The organism is Tenacibaculum amylolyticum, assembly GCF_964511145.1.
GTDB lineage: Bacteria > Bacteroidota > Bacteroidia > Flavobacteriales > Flavobacteriaceae > Polaribacter > Polaribacter amylolyticum.
This window is the reverse complement of the sequence record NZ_CAZEFZ010000073.1, coordinates 52,777-70,875: the sequence shown is the minus strand read 5'-3', so window position 1 is coordinate 70,875 and position 18,099 is coordinate 52,777. Positions and strand designations below refer to the sequence as shown.

The 18,099-nt window shown below is 31.6% G+C and carries 12 protein-coding genes; 4 read left to right on the top strand and 8 right to left on the bottom strand.

Annotation, left to right across the window (positions count from 1 at the left end):
- Positions 1 to 55 precede the first annotated feature (55 nt).
- Together ACKTTC_RS17800 and ACKTTC_RS17795 are read left to right on the top strand one after the other, a co-directional pair.
- Positions 56 to 1,759 (top strand): T9SS type A sorting domain-containing protein, encoded by a 1,704-nt coding sequence (locus ACKTTC_RS17800; protein ID WP_408041210.1) that lies wholly within the window; start codon positions 56 to 58, stop codon positions 1,757 to 1,759.
- A gap of 10 nt (positions 1,760 to 1,769) precedes the next feature.
- Positions 1,770 to 1,937 carry a hypothetical protein gene (locus ACKTTC_RS17795; protein ID WP_408041209.1) on the top strand — a complete coding sequence of 56 codons (168 nt, stop codon included), beginning with the start codon at positions 1,770 to 1,772 and terminating at the stop codon, positions 1,935 to 1,937.
- 256 nt (positions 1,938 to 2,193) lie between these two features.
- Here ACKTTC_RS17795 and ACKTTC_RS17790 read toward each other — a convergent pair whose 3' ends face one another.
- Positions 2,194 to 2,652: a hypothetical protein gene (locus tag ACKTTC_RS17790; protein WP_408041208.1), complete on the bottom strand. Its 459-nt coding sequence runs from the start codon at positions 2,650 to 2,652 to the stop codon at positions 2,194 to 2,196.
- Between the two features lie 177 nt (positions 2,653 to 2,829).
- On the opposite strand from ACKTTC_RS17790, the gene ACKTTC_RS17785 reads away from it, so the two are divergent.
- Both ACKTTC_RS17785 and ACKTTC_RS17780 read left to right on the top strand, forming a co-directional pair.
- The gene (locus ACKTTC_RS17785; RefSeq protein ID WP_408041207.1) at positions 2,830 to 6,339 is read left to right on the top strand and encodes a C1q-like domain-containing protein; all 3,510 of its coding nucleotides are present in this window, start codon (positions 2,830 to 2,832) and stop codon (positions 6,337 to 6,339) included.
- 58 nt (positions 6,340 to 6,397) lie between these two features.
- Complete coding sequence (locus ACKTTC_RS17780; RefSeq protein ID WP_408041206.1) at positions 6,398 to 8,644, top strand: T9SS type A sorting domain-containing protein; 2,247 nt, start codon at positions 6,398 to 6,400, stop codon at positions 8,642 to 8,644.
- A gap of 57 nt (positions 8,645 to 8,701) precedes the next feature.
- Here the strand turns inward: ACKTTC_RS17780 and ACKTTC_RS17775 are convergent, their stop codons facing one another.
- From ACKTTC_RS17775 to ACKTTC_RS17745, 7 genes are all read right to left on the bottom strand, one after another.
- Positions 8,702 to 11,293 (bottom strand): beta-mannosidase, encoded by a 2,592-nt coding sequence (locus ACKTTC_RS17775; RefSeq protein ID WP_408041205.1) that lies wholly within the window; start codon positions 11,291 to 11,293, stop codon positions 8,702 to 8,704.
- Positions 11,294 to 11,460: 167 nt separating this feature from the next.
- On the bottom strand, positions 11,461 to 11,931 hold the full coding sequence (locus tag ACKTTC_RS17770; RefSeq protein WP_408041204.1) for a YHS domain-containing (seleno)protein: 471 nt from the start codon (positions 11,929 to 11,931) through the stop codon (positions 11,461 to 11,463).
- A gap of 28 nt (positions 11,932 to 11,959) precedes the next feature.
- Positions 11,960 to 12,313 (bottom strand): SPW repeat domain-containing protein, encoded by a 354-nt coding sequence (locus ACKTTC_RS17765; protein WP_408041203.1) that lies wholly within the window; start codon positions 12,311 to 12,313, stop codon positions 11,960 to 11,962.
- A gap of 12 nt (positions 12,314 to 12,325) precedes the next feature.
- Positions 12,326 to 12,679: a hypothetical protein gene (locus tag ACKTTC_RS17760; protein WP_408041202.1), complete on the bottom strand. Its 354-nt coding sequence runs from the start codon at positions 12,677 to 12,679 to the stop codon at positions 12,326 to 12,328.
- 77 nt (positions 12,680 to 12,756) lie between these two features.
- Positions 12,757 to 13,803: a helix-turn-helix domain-containing protein gene (locus ACKTTC_RS17755; RefSeq protein WP_408041201.1), complete on the bottom strand. Its 1,047-nt coding sequence runs from the start codon at positions 13,801 to 13,803 to the stop codon at positions 12,757 to 12,759.
- A 44-nt stretch (positions 13,804 to 13,847) separates the two neighbouring features.
- Positions 13,848 to 16,241 (bottom strand): TonB-dependent receptor, encoded by a 2,394-nt coding sequence (locus tag ACKTTC_RS17750; protein ID WP_408041200.1) that lies wholly within the window; start codon positions 16,239 to 16,241, stop codon positions 13,848 to 13,850.
- Between the two features lie 64 nt (positions 16,242 to 16,305).
- Positions 16,306 to 17,997, bottom strand: coding sequence for a M23 family metallopeptidase (locus ACKTTC_RS17745; protein WP_408041199.1), 1,692 nt, complete (start codon positions 17,995 to 17,997; stop codon positions 16,306 to 16,308).
- Positions 17,998 to 18,099 lie beyond the last annotated feature (102 nt).

Here is an 18,099-nt window from a genome sequence, read left to right as displayed (position 1 = left end):
AAACCTTATGTCAAAACTATAGCTTAAATTTTATTGCTTTTTACTTGTTTTTATCATGGAAATCGCTGGTACAGGAAACTATGGAAGTTGGGATAAAGACAGTGCTACAAATTATAGCGAAGATTGTAACACATTTACATGGACGGGAGCTACAGATTCCAACTGGATTACAAATGGAAATTGGTCTTATAATCAAACGCCTTCTAATAGTAATAATATAACGATTCCAAATGTAGCCAATCAACCTGTAATTAGTTCAGGAGTTATGGCAGAAATAAATGATTTGACAATTGAAGCTTTAGGAAGTTTTGATATATCTGATGGAGGAACAGTAGTTGTAAATGGAAATTTTAGTACTACAGAAACAATAAACATACAATCATCAGCAACTACTAGTGGTACATTTATAGTAAAAGGTACTGCAAATGGAATGGTTACTTTTGAACGTTCAGGCTTAGAAGCTAATAAATGGAGTATGGTTACGGCGCCAGTTTCAGGGCAAAGTGTGAAACAATTTGTAGAAAATTCAGCAAATGATATTCGTATAAATACTACAGTTACACCAAATAGATATGCAGTGGGACATTATGATGATAGCAGAGCAGATGGGACTAAATGGGTATATTATACAGTAGATGATTTAGCAAGTGATACAGTTACATTTGAAGAAGGTAAAAGTTATATTGTTTCAAGAGAAACCAATGGATCAGTAACATTTACAGGAACTTTACAAACAAACGACCTTTCCGTTGGAGTAGCAGCAGAGCAATGGAATGCTATTGGAAGTCCATATACTGCATATTTACCAATCAATAATAATTCAGATGTAAACTTTATTCAGGAAAACCTAAGTAAGTTCGACCCTGCTTATGTTGGAGTGTATGTTTGGGATAACGATCAAAATAAATATGTAGCAAAAACATTAGTAAGCGCAGTAACTTCTTTAACAGTAGGACAAGGATTCTTTGTAAAAACAGGAACAGGAGTTACCACAATGGATTTTAGTGAAGAGCAACGTTTACATAATGGAGCAGAAGTAGCTGCATTCTCAAGAGGAACTAATTCAGAAATACCAACAATTCAAATTATAGCAGAGCAAGGCGGTGTAGCAGTAGATACAAACATTAAGTATGTAGCCAATACAACCAAAGGCTTAGATGCTGGATACGACATAGGAAACTTTGGAGGCAATACTTTTGATGTGTTTACACATTTAGTAGAGAGTCCAGAAAACAAAGACTTTACAATTCAGTCGTTACCAAATTCAGATTTTGATACCACAGTAATTCCGTTAGGATTTATTTCTGAAGCAGATAAAGAAATAAAACTATCTATAAATACAATTGCTTTACCGTCTGAGGTAAAGGTGTATATTGAAGATAGAGCAACAGGAGATTTTACAGAAATTGGAGCAGGAAGCTCATACAGTTTTACAACGACTTCAAAACTAACTGGAATAGGAAGATTCTATATACATACATCAGCAAAGGTATTAGATATAGAAGATGTAGCTAGTGTAAATGGCACAGTTGAAATATTCAAATCTGGAAACCAAGAAGTAACAATAAAAGGATTAGAGCAAGGAGAAGTAGCAATTGTGAAACTATACTCTGTTTTAGGAAGTGAAATATACAGTAGCAAAATTGTTGGAGATACAATGAATAAAATAACTCCAGATGTTTTAGAAACTGGAATCTATATTGTAAGAGTAGAAGGGACAGCAGGAATAACGAGTAAAAAAATTGTATTTAATAAATAAGGCTTTCATTATGAAAATAGACAAGGATAACAAAGAGAAAATTAATAGGAAAGAAGCTTTACAAAAAATAGGCAATTATGGTAAGTATACTGCTTTAACTGCTTTAGGAACATACTTATTACTAATCCCCAAAAATGCGCAAGCAGCAAGTCCAGAACCACCAGGAGATGGATTTTAACAAAGTTTATTGAATATTAAACAAGAGTTAGAGAGTATTTTCTAGCTCTTTTTTTAGTTTGAAACTTTAGACAAATTTAAAATCTAGTGTAGAAATTTGACATATTTAATATGATGAATCCTCTATATTAAAATAAATTGCGTCACTTCGAGTAAAATCATTTTTCATTTCGTTATGAATAATTTTCTTTAAACAAAATTTAGATTATTAAATAAAAATAGTACTCTGAATTTATTTCAGTTAAACTAAAATACGTTTAATACTTTATCTTCTCAGAAATTATTTTTTCCAGACGTTTCTTATTAAATAATATTTTAACGGCGATTAAAGCAACGATAATCCATAGTCCACCAGCAATTAGAAATCCTAGAGCATTACTACCTATTAAACTTCCAATCCATAAGGAAAAAGCCACAGCACCAAAAATTAAACCAACACAAATAATTAGAAACCCAGTTAATAAGGTAATTAAAGATGAAACTACTTTGGATACTACAATAGTAGCTTTATGAATTCCTTCATGTACTTGATGCTGAATATAGACTTTTCCTTCATTAACTAGTTTTTCAATAATGTCAATTCCTAAAAATTTAAAAAAATGTAAGATATACTGTGTTACTTTTTTAGAATCTTCGTCTTTATTTAAATCAGCTTCGAGTGTTTTTTCAGCTGCTTTAAGAGACTCTAGTAATATATTTTTTATAGAATTTTTCATTAGTAAGAATATTAAATTAATTTTTCGTGTGCTAGTAAAAACAAAGGTAAAACTTAAGATACTCTTTACATCAAACTTCCTCTTTATGTTCAAGTAAAACTCAGTGAATAATTTTTTCAAATAAAACTAGGGTACTTTACTATTTGCCTGTACAATAAATAGAAAACACACATAATTATGAGGGAACTAAAAGTAATTAGCTTTTTTATTTTGTCTTTAATGGCTTTTAAAGTATCAGGGCAAGAGTTTAATTATCAGGCAGCTGTAAGAGATGTTACTGGAGCTGTAGTAGCAAACCAATCGGTAGGAGTACAAATAAAAATTTATGAAGGAAATCCAACCAGTAGTGGAACTGTTATTTATACAGAAACACACACGGTAGCTACAAACGGACAAGGAGTATTGTCATTGTCAGTAGGTACAGGAACTACAACTACACCTTTTACAAATATTGATTGGAGTACTCAGAATCACTGGTTAGAAACCGGAATAGATACTACAGGAGGGACAAACTATATGGTAATAGGAGCTTCTCAGTTACAAAATGTTCCCTATGCAAATTATGCAGCTAAAAGTGGAGATAAAACATTCAGTACAATTAATAACATAACGAGTAATTCATCTGGAAATATAACTACTGACGATTTTGTATTTGGTAGTACACAATTGGCAAGTGATAATAGAACGAATGATGACGATCGTAGATTCTTTTTTGATAAAAGCAAAGGAGCTTTTAGATCAGGTACATCTAACGATAATTCTTGGGATGAAGTCAATTTAGGAATAGGTTCTGCAGCATTTGGATACCAGAATATTGTAACAGATGGTTTTAACGGTTTTGCTTCAGGTTCTAATCTTATAGTAAGAGCCTCTAATGGAGTGGCATTTGGAGATCAAAACAGGGTTACAGGTAACTACGCTTTCGCACATGGGGAACATTTAACTTCTGAAACAAGAAGTCAAATTACATTGGGGCATAACAATACACCAAATTCAGGATCACAAGCAGATAGTAATGTGTTAAGATATCCAGAAGATCGTTTACTTGTACTTGGAAATGGAACTTTTGATAATAAAAGTGATGCTTTAGTAATTCGTAAAAACGGAAATACAAATCTAAACGGAACATTGACTATTGATGGAGACAATGTAAACGGAGCTGGAAGATCATATACATTACCAGCGCAAGATGGAGCTGCTAATCAAATAATGAGTACAGATGGTACTGGAAATATATCCTGGGTAAATGCATCAGAAGGCGCATTTTCTACAGCAAGTAATATAACTAGCAATGCCGCTGGGGATATTGCAAATGACAATTTTGTATTTGGAAGTACACAGTTAGATAACATACCTAACGATAGAAGTGATAACGCTCGTTTTTTCTTTAATAAAGATAAAGCAGCGTTTCGAGTAGGGTTTCTAGATGATAGCGCAGAAGGAGGACCAACTGCAGGTCAAGAATGGAATGATACTAATCTTGGTTTTGCTTCTATAGCTATTGGTAGAGGAGGTATCGCTAGAGCAAACAGTAGTATTTCCATTGGTAATACAAATACTATTGAAGCGAATTCAGATAATGCTATAGCGATAGGAGCTTCAAATAAGTTTGATAGCATGTCTTCTTCGTATGCTTTTGGAAATTCCAATATTTTTAATGCAACATCTAGAGAAGTGTTAGGTTTTGCTTTTGGAAGCAGTAATACTATAAGTGTTGGAAATACATATGCTTTAGGGTACAATCTTATAGCTAATAGAAGAGGACAAATGGTTCTAGGATTATATAATGAAGCTACAGTGCCAAGTACTGGAGGTTTTTCATTAACAGATCCTTATTTCGTAATTGGTAATGGAACAGGTACAGGAACACGTAGTAATGCTTTAGTAATGTTGCGAAATGGAAATACTACTTTAAATGGTTCATTAACTATTGATGGTGATAATAAAGGTTCGGGAACTTCATATACCTTGCCTGAACAAGATGGGGCGGCAAATCAAATAATGAGTACAGATGGGTCTGGAAATGTATCTTGGATAAATGCATCATCAGAAGGAGCATTTACTACAACAAATAATATAACAAGCAATGCTTCAGGAGATATTGTTACAGATGATTTTGTATTTGGAAGTACACAATTAAATAACAATTCAACGACAAATAATGATGATAGCCGTATGTTTTTTGATAAAAGTAAAGCGGCCTTTCGTGTTGGGGCAACTATAGATGATTTAGAAGACGGAGGTGTAGGAAATCAATGGGATAATACCAATATAGGATACGCTTCTTTTGCAGCAGGAATAGGAAGTGTAGCTAGTGGTACTGAAGCAATTGCTTTAGGAAGATATCATAATGCTTCAGGAGCAAATTCTGTAGCAATAGGATCAAGTAATACAACTACTACTTTAGGAGCCATTGCTATTGGAGGTTCTAATACTGTAGCGGGTGTTGCCTCAATTGCAATAGGAGATAATGTATCTACAAGTTCACGTTCACAAATATCTTTAGGAATTAATAATTTACCAATTACAGCAAGTGATCATCGTTTTATAACTACTGATCCTCTTTTAGTAATTGGAAACGGAACTTTAGCTAAGCAAAGTAATGCTTTGGTAATGCTTAAAAATGGAAATACAACTTTAAATGGTCAATTAACTATTGATGCAGACAATACAAGTGGGGGAAGAGGATACACATTTCCAGCACAAGATGGCTCAGCAAATCAAGTAATGAGTACAGACGGTGCTGGAAACGTATCTTGGACTACAGTTAATTCGGTAGGAAGTTTGCCAGTAGGAGGTACAAATGGTCAAATATTACGTACAAATGGAAGTGGAATATATAGTTGGGTAAATGATGCTGTTAATGATGCGGATAGCGATCCAACAAACGAGATTGAATTACCAGCAGGAGGTACAAATGGTCAGGTATTACGTACAAACGGAAGCGGAGTGTATAGTTGGGCAAATGATGCTGTTAATGATGCAGATAACGACCCAACAAATGAGATTGAATTACCAGTAGGAGGTACAAATGGTCAAGTATTACGCACAAATGGAAGTGGAGTATATAGTTGGGTAAATGATGCAGTTAATGATGCGGATAACGACCCAACAAATGAAATAGAATTGCCAACAGGAGGAACTTCAGGACAAGTATTAACAAGCGATGGAGCAGAAGGATCACAGTGGTCATCAGAAATCTCTACAAGTTCGGTAACAACAAATGCTTTAACAGTAAATAATTTACCAAGCTTTTCTGCTGATTTATCAGGAACTTTAGTGCTTTCTGGCGCAGGGAGCTTTTTAGATATTCCTTCTTGGAGAACAAGTGATGCTTCTGTAGGAAATTTGCATGATAATGGAAATCACTTTAATGAAACAACAGGAATATTTACAGCTCCAGAAAATGGTTTGTATTTCTTTTCTGCGCAAGTTCGTTTTGATGGAATTAACTCTGGTTTTGCAAGATTGTTAGTGGGAATAAAAGATCAGTTAAGTTTAGAGAATGGAATGCACGCTATTTTTCAAGGTAGTGCAAATACCAATTTTTATACATTGAATGTAAGTGGTGTATTAAAGTTAACAAAAGGACAACAAGTAGTAGCCGTTGCTTACTCAAGTGAAGATACAAGTTGGAGCATTCAATCTGAAAGTGGTTTTAGTGGCTATATGATTACAAGACTATAAAGTTTGAATGACTATTTTTACCATTACATAATTCTTATTATCCAATACAAGAAAGAATATGAAAAAAAATATACTTCCAATTATAACAGGATTATTAATTGCTTTTTCAGTGAACGGACAGTCTATTGTAAGAGCAGCAATTAGTACAGGAGGAAATACAATTTCAAATGCAACTGTAACTTTAAATCATACTGTTGGTCAACCTATAGGAAATACGATTTCTAATAATGGAATAATATTAACGCAAGGATTTCAGCAAGGAAGATTATTAACAGTTCCAACAATAGAATTGGAAGCAAGCTCAGGAGGAATTACAGTAACAACTACAATTGGTTATCGTAATGGAGCTACTTTAGGTTTAGACCCAGGCTTTGATGTAGGGAACTTTGGAGGTGCTAGCTTCGATCTTTTTACACATTTGGTAGATGGTTCATCAACGCAAGATTTTACCTATCAGTCATTACCAGATTCAAATTATGAAACAATGATTGTACCTGTAGGATTAAAAGCTAGTGCAGGAAATGATGTTGTTTTTAATGCGAATAACTCAAATTTGCCAAGTGGATTACAGGTTCTTTTAGAAGATAGAACAACAGGAAATTATACAATTTTAGACGGAACCACAACATATGCGGTAACATTAGCTAGCAATGAAGATGGTATAGGTAGGTTTTATATACATACAAAATTTAACCAGTCTGTTTGGGATGGAGATACTAATACAACATGGAATTTAGCCACAAACTGGAGCGGAGATGTAAACCCGTTAACAACAAATAATGTATTAATAACTAACAGTGCCAATACACCAAACATTACTTCAGGATTAGTAGCAGAAATGCATGATATAACTGTAGCAACAAATGGAAGTTTTCAAGTTTCAGAAGATGGAGCAGCAATTGTAGCGGGTAATTTTGACAATAGTGGTACAGTAACAATTACTTCTGCAGCAAATGAAAGTGGAGCATTTCTTGTAAAAGGCACAGCTAATGGAACAATCATATATGAAAGAGGAGGTTTGTTAGCGAATAAATGGAGTATTGTTACAGCACCTGTTGAAGGACAAAGTATTAAAGATTTTGTTGAAAACCCGATGAATAATATTCGCATAAATACTACAGTAACACCAAATAGATATGCGGTTGGTTATTATGATGATAGTAATCTCGCAGGTTCTAAATGGGTGTATTATACAACTACAGATTTGGCAAGTAATATACTAACCTTTGAAAAAGGTAGAAGTTATATTATTTCTAGGGCTACAGACGGAGTAGTAACATTTACTGGAACCATAGCAACAATAGATGTAAATAAAAATGTTGTTCCTTCTCAATGGAATGCTGTAGGAAATCCGTATACAGCTTATGTCCCTGTAAATGATAATGGAGGAGTAAATTTTATTCAAGACAACTTAGCTAGCTTCGACCCAACTTACGTAGGTGTTTATATATGGGATAATGCTCAAAATAAATATGTGGCAAATTCTTTAGTAAGTGCTGCTAAATCTTTAGCACCAGGACAAGGTTTTTTTATTAGAACTACAACTGGAGTAAATAGTGTAGTTTTTAAAGAATCATTAAGAACCGTACAAAAAAATGGAGGTGTTTTTAATAGAGATATAGATGAAACCTCAAAAATAGAATTATATGTAAGTGCAGAAGCTATAAAAGTGAATACTACTATTGCTTATATGAACAATGCTACTTTAGGGTTGGATCCAGCGTATGATTTAGGAAACTTTGAAGGAACTAAAATAGATGTGTTTACACATTTAGTTGAAAATAACAAAAATGAGAACTTTACGTATCAATCATTACCTAAAAAAGCATTAGGTACAAAAGTAATTCCAATAGGAGTAAAGGCGGTTGCAAATACTGAGCTTGAGTTTAGTGCTAAAAAGATCAATTTACCTGAAGGAGTAGAAATACTTTTAGAAGATAGAAAATTGAATAAGTTTACCGAAATAAATACTACAGATAACTATAGAGTTAAACTTTCGGAGACAATAAACGGAGTGGGAAGATTTTATATACATACTTCAGCCAATACATTAAACACACCTAGCTTCTCCTTAAGCGATATTAAAATTTACAATACAGATGCTTCGCTAGTTGTAGAAGGAATACAAAATGAAGACTTTAAAATGAGTTTATATACTACTTTAGGAGCAGAGATATTTACAAAGAATTATAAAGGAATAGGAAAAAATAGTATTGAATTGCCAGATACGATAGCTACAGGAGTATTTATTGTTCGTATTGCTACAACAAATGGAATGAAAGACAAAAAAATAATTATCAAATAATAATTTCATAATAAGTTTATAAATAGAAAACCTCCAAGATTTTGGAGGTTTTTGTTTTTATAATGTTGTAGAATTATAACTGTCAATTAAGCTGATGATGTTGAGTTTATTCTTAAATTCTTCAAGTGTAGGGATATTACCTTTAGGTATATAAATTGTTTTTTCTGAATTAGGAGTCATATCAAAATAGTTGTCAGAAAAATTAAGATCAAAATTACCTCCTATAAAAACTCCAATAGCCATTTTCTTATTTTTAAGAGTTACTAAATAATTGTCTTCATTTTCAGAAACACTAAAAGTCAATTCAGGATTAGGTAGTTTTAACTCTTTGAAAGGAACCAGAAAATGTAATTTTTCAGCTATAAGTTGTTTTTCTGAAGTAAGTTTAGCTTGTAAGAAAACAGTATCAAATTGCGAGGTAAATTGTTGTAATTCTTCTTTAGAAATAGTCATATATTCTTCAGAAGTATTTCCTTTAATCAAAACATCTTTATGCCAATTATGAAGTTCTTTTCCATCAAAATTGAAAAGTTTTACAGACAAGCTTGCATTATAATTTTTTAAAGAATCTGTTGCTATATATATACCTAAAGAATCTTCTCCTTTGTTAAAACTAACAATTGTTTTCTTAAAAGACTTTTTTACTCCGTAATGTAAGGCTTTCCATTTTCCGTAATAATCAATACCAGACCATGAAGCTACTGGCCAACAATCATTAATTTGCCAGTACAGAGATCCCATACAACGATCTCTATTTTTTCTATGAGCTTCAATTCCTGTAGTAATTCCATAGGCCTGTAATAAATGACTTACATATAAAAAACTAGGAAAATCTTTAGGCTTCTTATAATGACGTAGCATATATTCTTCAATAGTACCGTTACCAATGCTAGAGCGTTGATGAGACTTCATTACTTCAGAAAAAATATCATGATCTTCTGGAATAGTGTATTTATTGACTGAAGCAAGTTCAGGAAAAGATTGAAAACCAAACTCAGACATGAATCTTGGAATTTTTACATTATAATTCTCAAAAGGTTCTTTACCCCACCAAACACCCCAATAATGAGCATCTCCAGAATCATGTGATTCAGCCACTCCTAATGAGCTGCTAGGAGAAGAAGCCCAATATCTTGTATCGGGATCATATGCCTGCACAACTTCAGGTAAAACTTTGTGAAAAACATCTGTATAAGCTTTCCAAATAGTATCTGCTATAGCTTCAGATTGCTCTTTAATTACATTTTGCTTCCAGCCCCAACGTTCCCATGCCGATAGAATTTCATTATTACCACACCATAAAGCAATAGATGTATGATTACGTAATCGCTTTACATTGTCAATAGCTTCTTGCCTTACATTCTTTAAAAAGCTTTTATCACCTGGAAACATAGCGCAGGCAAACATAAAATCTTGCCAAACTAATATTCCCATTTCATCACAAAGTTGATAAAATTCTTCATTTTCGTAAATACCACCACCCCAAACACGAAGCATATTCATATTAGCTTCTTTTGCTGAATTAAGAATATGCTTATAATTTGCACTATTTGGACGTGTAAGAAATACATCTTGAGGAATATAATTAGCACCTTTCATAAAAGTAGGAATACTATTTACTTTAAAATAGAAAGAATTTCCAATAGTGTCTTTTTCTGTAATTAATTCTACAGTACGTAAACCTATTCTGTGAGATTTGTTATCTGTATGCCCGCCATCTGTGACTTTTACCGAAACGGTATATAGTTTCTGATTTCCCATACCATTTGGCCACCATAATTCAGGATTTTCAATAGAAAAAGGAATTGAAAGTGTATTTATACCAGATTGTAATTGTTGCTTTTCAGTTTTTATGAGTTGATCATCTACATATACTTCAATAGTACTCTTAGATATTTTGTTTGATGCTTGTAATGTTATTTGAGCGGTTAACTCTGCTTTTTCTCCTAACTTTTTCTGACGAATAAATACATCGTCTATTTTAAATGCTCTCCAACTTTTTAAAATTACAGGACGCCAAATTCCTGAAGTAACTAATCGTGGTCCCCAATCCCAACCAAAATGATAGCCTGCTTTACGTAAAAAAATGCTCACTTTTTTATTGCCTTCAACTTTACCAATTTCAGATAAATCATTTCCTGAAACAGGAATATTGAAAGGAGTTGCGTCGTATAATTCAATCCCTTTTTTAATAGGCGATTCTAAAACAACACGCAATTGATTGTTCTGTTCTTTTGCAATTGCTTTAATATCTACAGAATAATTTCTAAACATATTATCTGTTTTCAGAATCAAAGAATCGTTGAGGTATATTTTAGAATACGTATCTACACCTAAAAAATCTAGCTCAATATGTGATTTAGAAAGTTCTTTTTTAGGAATGTTAAAAGTTGTATGATATTCCCAATCTGTTTTGTCTATCCACTGAAGTTGATGTTCATTTAATCTATAAAAAGGGTCTTCGATTTCTTTATTGGCTAATAAATCAGTATGCACAGTTCCGGGTATCGTAGCATTTTTCCATTCAGTATCTCCGAGTTTTTTAAATTTCCAATTAGTAGTAAGTGCAGTTTCATTTACACCTGATTTTTCACACCCTACAATTAAAAATATAGTTAGAAATAAGACAGTATACTGAAGTAGTTTCATTAGTAAATTGTTTATGAATTGATTGGTGAGATGAAGATAGTAAAATTTGAAATGACCTTTTTTAAATATTATGACATACTTTATATAGAAATTTGCCAAGATTGATAGCATAAAAAACCTTATTCATAGTTGAATAAGGTTTTTATTTTTATACTTAATTAAGTAGACTAATTGTACGTTTTCTTTAATTTTTTCCAATTGTTATTAGCTGCACTAATAAGTTTTTGATCATTCCTTTCTTTTAGCCACAATTGTTTAGCATCTAACTCAACATTATTTAAGAATAGATAATATTTACCGTTAATTACAAGAAATTTATTAGGATCAACTCTAAATTTAGCCCCAGCATAAGCACCAAAAGCGCAATAACCTCCATACTGTGGTAAATACTTTTTAGGATTGCTGTCAAAAGTATTTTTTTGCGCCTCTGAAGTAAAATAATAAACAACTCCTTTATAGGTTGATTTGTGGTTTTTGTTTCCTCTTTGAGCTAAATTTAAATCTAAATAAGATACAGGACTGTAGCCTTGTAACGCAATATTACTATTATCTATATTGTTAGCTTTTTTGTCTTGACTAAATGAAGTTAATGAAGTTAAAAATAAGGTGATTACGAGTGTTAATTTGAAAATTTTCATGATATATGTTTTGTAATTTATATAAGGTTTAAGAATTTGTTTGAGGTTTGTGAGCACTTACTACTAAGAGAACAGCAGCACCATTTATCCAATAATAATATGCATCTAAACCATGAAATGAGAATACAAATGGAAGTAAGATAAATGTTAGTCCAACTATAAAATCTACAGTTAAATGAAACTTATAAGGCAATACTTTTAAAAGACCTAAATGATGATTTGTTAAAAGTGTTAGTATAAAAGCAGCGATACCAGTTATTACCGAAAACCATAAGGCTAATGAGTTTGTTTTTCCTAATCCAATGACGAATGGTAAAACCATTAAAGCTATAGCTACTGGATAATCTAAAAATGCATGAATTCTTTTAGTAACAAATTTCATAATTGAATGCTTTTAATTTGCGTTAAAATATGTTTCTTTAATAACTAAACCTTGGTCATTCCATTCTCTTTGAATGATTTCGTGCCAATAAATTTTAGAACCGTCTTTCATATCGAAATCGAATGTGAACTCTGAAGCAGAATTAGTTCCATCTACAATAGATTTATGATGTGTAATTCCATTTACGCTAGCGATTGCACCAAGAAACCCTTCCATTTTTTCTACCATTTGTTCTTTTGAACTAGTGGTTGTATTCGAATAATCTGAAGTAGTTGCATTTGCTGCGAAGTAAGTTTTTACGGCATTTACAATATCTCCTCGAGATACCAATGCATCCATGTTTTGTACTTGATCTTTAATATTCATTTTTAATACTTTTAATGAGTTATTTTGTTGATACAAAGATCAGAAGAGGATGGAGGAAAAGAGGTACAAAAAAGACGCTAACTATTGTACTTTTTTAAAAATTGAGATGGAGTTAGTTGTGTGTAATGTTTAAAAAATGAAGAGAAATGATTGGCTTCTTCAAAGCCTAAAAAGAAAGCTACGTTTTTTATTTTTTCTCCTTTACACAAAAGCTCTTTTGAAGTTCTAATAAGCTCATATCTTATAAGCTGACCTACAGAAGCATTTAACTTTTGACGTACTTTTTTAGTTAGTGTTTTTTCAGCTATATGCAATTTATCTGCATAGAAAGATAGTTTCTTTTGCGAAGTATGATATTCTTGGATTAATTGAAAAAGATCGTTTTCAAAACAATCATCCATTTGAAATCCTATTTGGTCTCTAAATTCACTAGGTGTAATTCCAGTATTTTTCTTGAAGTTTTTATTAAAATAAGCAACATCTTTATAACCCTGTTCATAGGCTATTTGTTTAATAGAGCTATCTGTAAAAGCAATTAACTTTTGATCTTCGAGTAAACGTTTGTTTACTTCAAGTTTTTTAATGGTTAGCCCAACCTTATTCTTTAACAGATAATTGATGTTTTGATTTTTACCACTTATTTTTTTTATCAAATCAGTTACGGAAAGATGATTCCTAAACTCTTGATCAATAATCTCTTTTACATCAAAAATAATTTGATATTCTTTTCTATCTGCATTAAAAGGGTTTTGCCAATACCATTGATTAACAGATATATCAATAATATCTTTAGGAGAAGAAAAAATAGTATTAGTTAAGTAAGTCTGGCAATCTTTACAGTCTAAATAATTAATATACCCTAAAGAAACTAAGTGTTTAAATAGAATTCTTATATCCTGACTTTTAAATAAAAGTTGATTGTCAAAATCAATTCTTCTAACAACAAAAGAGTCCGAAGAAAACTTTATATACTGTCCTTTCTCTAGAAAAATTAATTTATCATCCCAATTCAAATAATTCTTAAAATCTACTTGAATTGTCCCTTTTCCCTCTAATATATGAAAGAGTGAATGGGTTTCCAGCAAGTAAATTTTATTGATTTCAGGAGTAAACTTAGTTACCATTAATTTTTAAAACCTATTGAAATTAGTCCTTTAAATATAATTATTTAAAACTTCATTCTCAGTTTAAAATTTAAAATTCTACCTGTCATAAAGTTAGGAATGGCAAATTGTTGCTTGCTATAAACATCTCGTACCCATGTGTTTGTAATAGAGTTACGAATGTCAAAAATATTGAACAATTCTAAACCAGCGGTTAATTCTTCAAACTGATTTAAAAATTTGTTAGTTGCTTTCTTATTTGCATCTACGAACACATAAGAAACACCAATATCTGCACGTCTATAATCTTCCAATCTATTTTGAAAATCATATGGATCTGCATAAGCAGGTGCACCACCAGGAACTCCTGTATTATACACTAAGTTTAAATAAGCTTTTAAATCTGGTAAATTAGGAACATAGTCTTGAAAAAGAATACCTAATTTAATACGCTGATCAGTAGGTCTTGCAATATAGCCTCTATTAGCAATATTTTCTTCAGTTTTTAAATACCCAAAACTTACCCAACTATCACTACCAGGAACAAACTCTCCATTCAAGCGAACATCTAATCCATAAGCATAAGCTTCTGTAACATTATCAGCTCTATATCGAATTCTAACATTATCTATAGAGTAGGCATTAACATCCGTTAAATGTTTGTAGTATAATTCTGTAGTTAATTTAAAAGGACGATTCCATAAGTTAAAACTATAATCATTACCTAATACAGCATGAATAGATTTCTGAGCTTCAACTTCAGGATTAATTTGTCCATCAAAACCTCTTAACTCTTTATAAAAAGGAGGTTGCGCATAAAATCCACCAGACAATCGGAATAACATATCCTTTTTCCAGTCGGGTTTAATTGCAAATTGTGCTCTTGGACTAATAATAACATGGCTTTTTGAGGAACCGCCTTGTGGACTAACAGACCAATATTGCCCTCTAATACCGGCATTAAACCAAACTTCATGATCGCTCCATGTTGTTTTTCTACTAAACTGTAAAAAACCAGAAAGACGATTAATATCTACTTCGTTTTGAGCTCTTACACTTTGGAATGGCTGTATAGGTCCTGTAAATGGTTCGTAAGGTTGGTTATTATTGATATTATGATGTGGCGGTCTTACAGAAAAACCAACACTATCTATTACTTCCCATTCACGAATTCGGTCTTTTATATTTTCTGTCTGAAATCGTACTCCAGCTCTCCATTCATTATCGTTATCTTTTAATGTTGCTCTAAGTTGCACATTACTAATAAGTGCATCTAAATCGTTACGAGCATGATTTAACTGCGAACCTATTCCTTGTGCAAATTCTACTTCACCAAAATTTTCAGAACCAGCATTGGTATTTACTTCTCCAAGATTGTATATAGCAGCAATATCAAAATATTCTTCTTCTTGTGTATTAAAAGACGAAGCTGTAGCTGTAATTTTTAAATCATCTGTAGCTTGGTAATCCACAGACAACGCTCCAAATAACGTTTGAAAAGTATCTGCTTCCTGTCCGTCATAAAATACAATAAGCTCTAAAGGATTTGCAATAGTTCCAAAACGTGTTCTTCTAGTTAACGGTTTATAATTGTAGTTGTTTAGCGAGAAATTCCCTAAGAAACCAATAGAAACTTTTTCATTTAAAGTATAAGATAAATACGTTTGAACATCTGTAAAGTTTGGCCTAAAGTTAACTTCAGTTTGTTTAGAGTTTACAAATAAACTATTATCTCTATAACGAACTCCGAGAATAGCACTCAGTTTATCATTGAATAAAAGTCCTTCTGTAGTAGCACTTCCTCCAAGTAAACTTAAATCTATTTGTGTCGCAGCTTTTGTTGGTTTTCTGTAAGTAATGTCTAATACAGAAGAAAGTCTGTCACCATATTTTGCTTGGAATCCACCAGCAGAGAAATCAATATTTTGAATAAGGTGTGGATTAATAAAGCTCAATCCTTCTTGTTGACCAGATCGTATTAAAAAAGGTCTGTAGACTTCTATACCATTTACATAAACAAGGTTTTCATCAAAGTTTCCACCTCTTACATTATATTGTGTACTTAATTCATTGTTATTGCTTACTCCAGGTAGCGTCATTAGCACAGCTTCCACACCAGCATTAGGTCCTACAACAGTTTCTACTTTTTGTAAATCTATTTTGGTAACTCCCTGTGCTTCTTTTTTTCGGTTTTTAATAATGATTTCCTCTAATTCTTCAGTTTTAATAACCAAAGTAGGAGAGAAGTTAATCGTTCTTTTACCACGAGTGGTAAATTTTTTGAAGATTGTTTTATAAGAAACATGTGAAAAAGTTACAGGAACTGTTTTTCGAATTGGGATTTGAAATTGATAGTTCCCATTTTCATCGGTTGTGGTTCCTTTATCTAAATAAGAAATGGCAACACCTTCAATAGGATCATTAAATTTATTTACAATTTTACCTTTTACAGTAGACATTTGTTGAGCAAATATCAACGAAGGAAATAGGAGGGCTAATAAGAGTTTTTTCAAAATGATATTATTATTTACGATAAAACGTTGAAGAAACAGTTTCAGTATTTCCAACATTATCAGAAACTACAAGTTTAAAAATATGTTTGCTACCAACCAATTTTTTATCTGACAAATCGTAGGTTAAAATTCCTTTTTTATGATTGTATTCCATTAAAACCCATTCATCATCTATGGTAGCTCTAAAATCTTTAATGCCAGATTCTTTATCTTTAATTTTAACTTTAAGGTATTTATGTTTTCCTATAGTTTTACCATTAGAGAAATTAATTAAAGAAACAGAAGGAGCTTTGTTATCAAATAATAAGGTATAATTACCTAATACTTTTTGATTGGTGTATACTTTGTCTGATTTCTTTTTAGTAGTAACATATCTAGGGTATTTAGGTTTAGTTACATTAGCAATATATACTTGTTGTTTTTCAGTAGGAGATAAATGATCTGTATAAAATGTTAATGTAAACTTTTTATCTAAAGGAATTGTAGGTTCATGAATTTTTGCAACGCCATTTTCAACATTAAAATCTAAAAAACAATCATGATAAAATGTGTTTTTTGGAAATGCAATACTAACGCTGTCTTGCTCAAATTTTTGAAAATTTGAAGCAGTAATTTTATAAGAAGTAGTATCTTTTTGTGAGAACATAGGAGTACTAGGAACTCCTTTAATAGGAATTCTAATGGCAGAAGCATTTCCTTTATAATCTTTCGCTATAATTTCTACATTATAATTTTGGTATGGATTTACAGTAATTTTTCCTTCATCTACTAGGTCTTCATATAAACTTAAGATGTTTTTAGGAACACGATGTGTTTTTTGTACTCGTTTTTTATAATTCGCATAATGTTCGTAATCTATAAGTAAATTAATGTATTTACTTTCTGCAAAAGAAAAAGTTTCCACGTCATGATAGTATACTCTTTTACCATTTACATTCATTTCTAAACTGTAAATACCATTTTTATTCATGGCAGCATTTTGACGATCAAAAACACTAATTCCCAATCCGATTTTTCCATAAGCAGAAAAACGCTCGGCAGCATAATCACCATTTTCTAATTTAGTAATAGGAATTATAGTTTTATTATTAGCATTATTTATACGAGCATCTCTGTCTAAAGGAAAAGCCATTAATCGTTGTATAATAGGGCTTTTAGTATCTTCAGGAATGAGTCCAAAAAACATAGGATTTATAATATTTTCTGTTTTAGTATCTCTAATTTCATAGTGTAAATGAGGAGCAGAAGAACTTCCAGTATCACCTGAATATGCTATAATCTCACCTTTTTTTACACGAAACTTATCCTGTTTAGGAAATATATTCCCCGTATAATAACTTTCCTTTTTATATTGAATACTTTTTACATATTCCTGAATTTTGGGAGCAAATTTTTGTAAATGTGCGTAAACGGTAGTATAACCATTAGGATGATTTACATATAAAACCTTACCAAAGCCATATTGACCAACTTTTATCCTAGAAACATAACCATCTGCTGCTGCAATAATTGGAATACCTTCTTTTCCTTGAGTTTTTAAATCTACACCAGAATGGAAATGGTTACTTCTTAATTCACCAAAAGTTCCTGCATATACAATAGGAATATCCATTGGAGGAGAAAAATAATTTTCTGGGTACTTTTCTTGAGAAAAACTAATAAGGGTAAATACAATAAAAAATAAAGAAAAATAATACTTCAAAGTGCTACAATTTAGTAACGAAATTACTAAAATTATACCAAAAATCTAGGGCGCTGATTTTTAAAAAGTTAAGAAAATTTTAACAAAGAGTTGTTATTCTTA

What these genes read in the sequence shown, in the direction of transcription:
- ACKTTC_RS17790 (WP_408041208.1), bottom strand. Translation starts at nt 2,652, where the DNA reads ATGAAAAATTCTATAAAAAATATATTACTAGAGTCTCTTAAAGCAGCT.
- ACKTTC_RS17785 (WP_408041207.1), top strand. Translation starts at nt 2,830, where the DNA reads ATGAGGGAACTAAAAGTAATTAGCTTTTTTATTTTGTCTTTAATGGCT.
- ACKTTC_RS17780 (WP_408041206.1), top strand. Translation starts at nt 6,398, where the DNA reads ATGAAAAAAAATATACTTCCAATTATAACAGGATTATTAATTGCTTTT.
- ACKTTC_RS17755 (WP_408041201.1), bottom strand. Translation starts at nt 13,803, where the DNA reads ATGGTAACTAAGTTTACTCCTGAAATCAATAAAATTTACTTGCTGGAA.
- ACKTTC_RS17765 (WP_408041203.1), bottom strand. Translation starts at nt 12,313, where the DNA reads ATGAAATTTGTTACTAAAAGAATTCATGCATTTTTAGATTATCCAGTA.
- ACKTTC_RS17750 (WP_408041200.1), bottom strand. Translation starts at nt 16,241, where the DNA reads ATGTCTACTGTAAAAGGTAAAATTGTAAATAAATTTAATGATCCTATT.
- ACKTTC_RS17770 (WP_408041204.1), bottom strand. Translation starts at nt 11,931, where the DNA reads ATGAAAATTTTCAAATTAACACTCGTAATCACCTTATTTTTAACTTCA.
- ACKTTC_RS17800 (WP_408041210.1), top strand. Translation starts at nt 56, where the DNA reads ATGGAAATCGCTGGTACAGGAAACTATGGAAGTTGGGATAAAGACAGT.
- ACKTTC_RS17795 (WP_408041209.1), top strand. Translation starts at nt 1,770, where the DNA reads ATGAAAATAGACAAGGATAACAAAGAGAAAATTAATAGGAAAGAAGCT.
- ACKTTC_RS17775 (WP_408041205.1), bottom strand. Translation starts at nt 11,293, where the DNA reads ATGAAACTACTTCAGTATACTGTCTTATTTCTAACTATATTTTTAATT.
- ACKTTC_RS17760 (WP_408041202.1), bottom strand. Translation starts at nt 12,679, where the DNA reads ATGAATATTAAAGATCAAGTACAAAACATGGATGCATTGGTATCTCGA.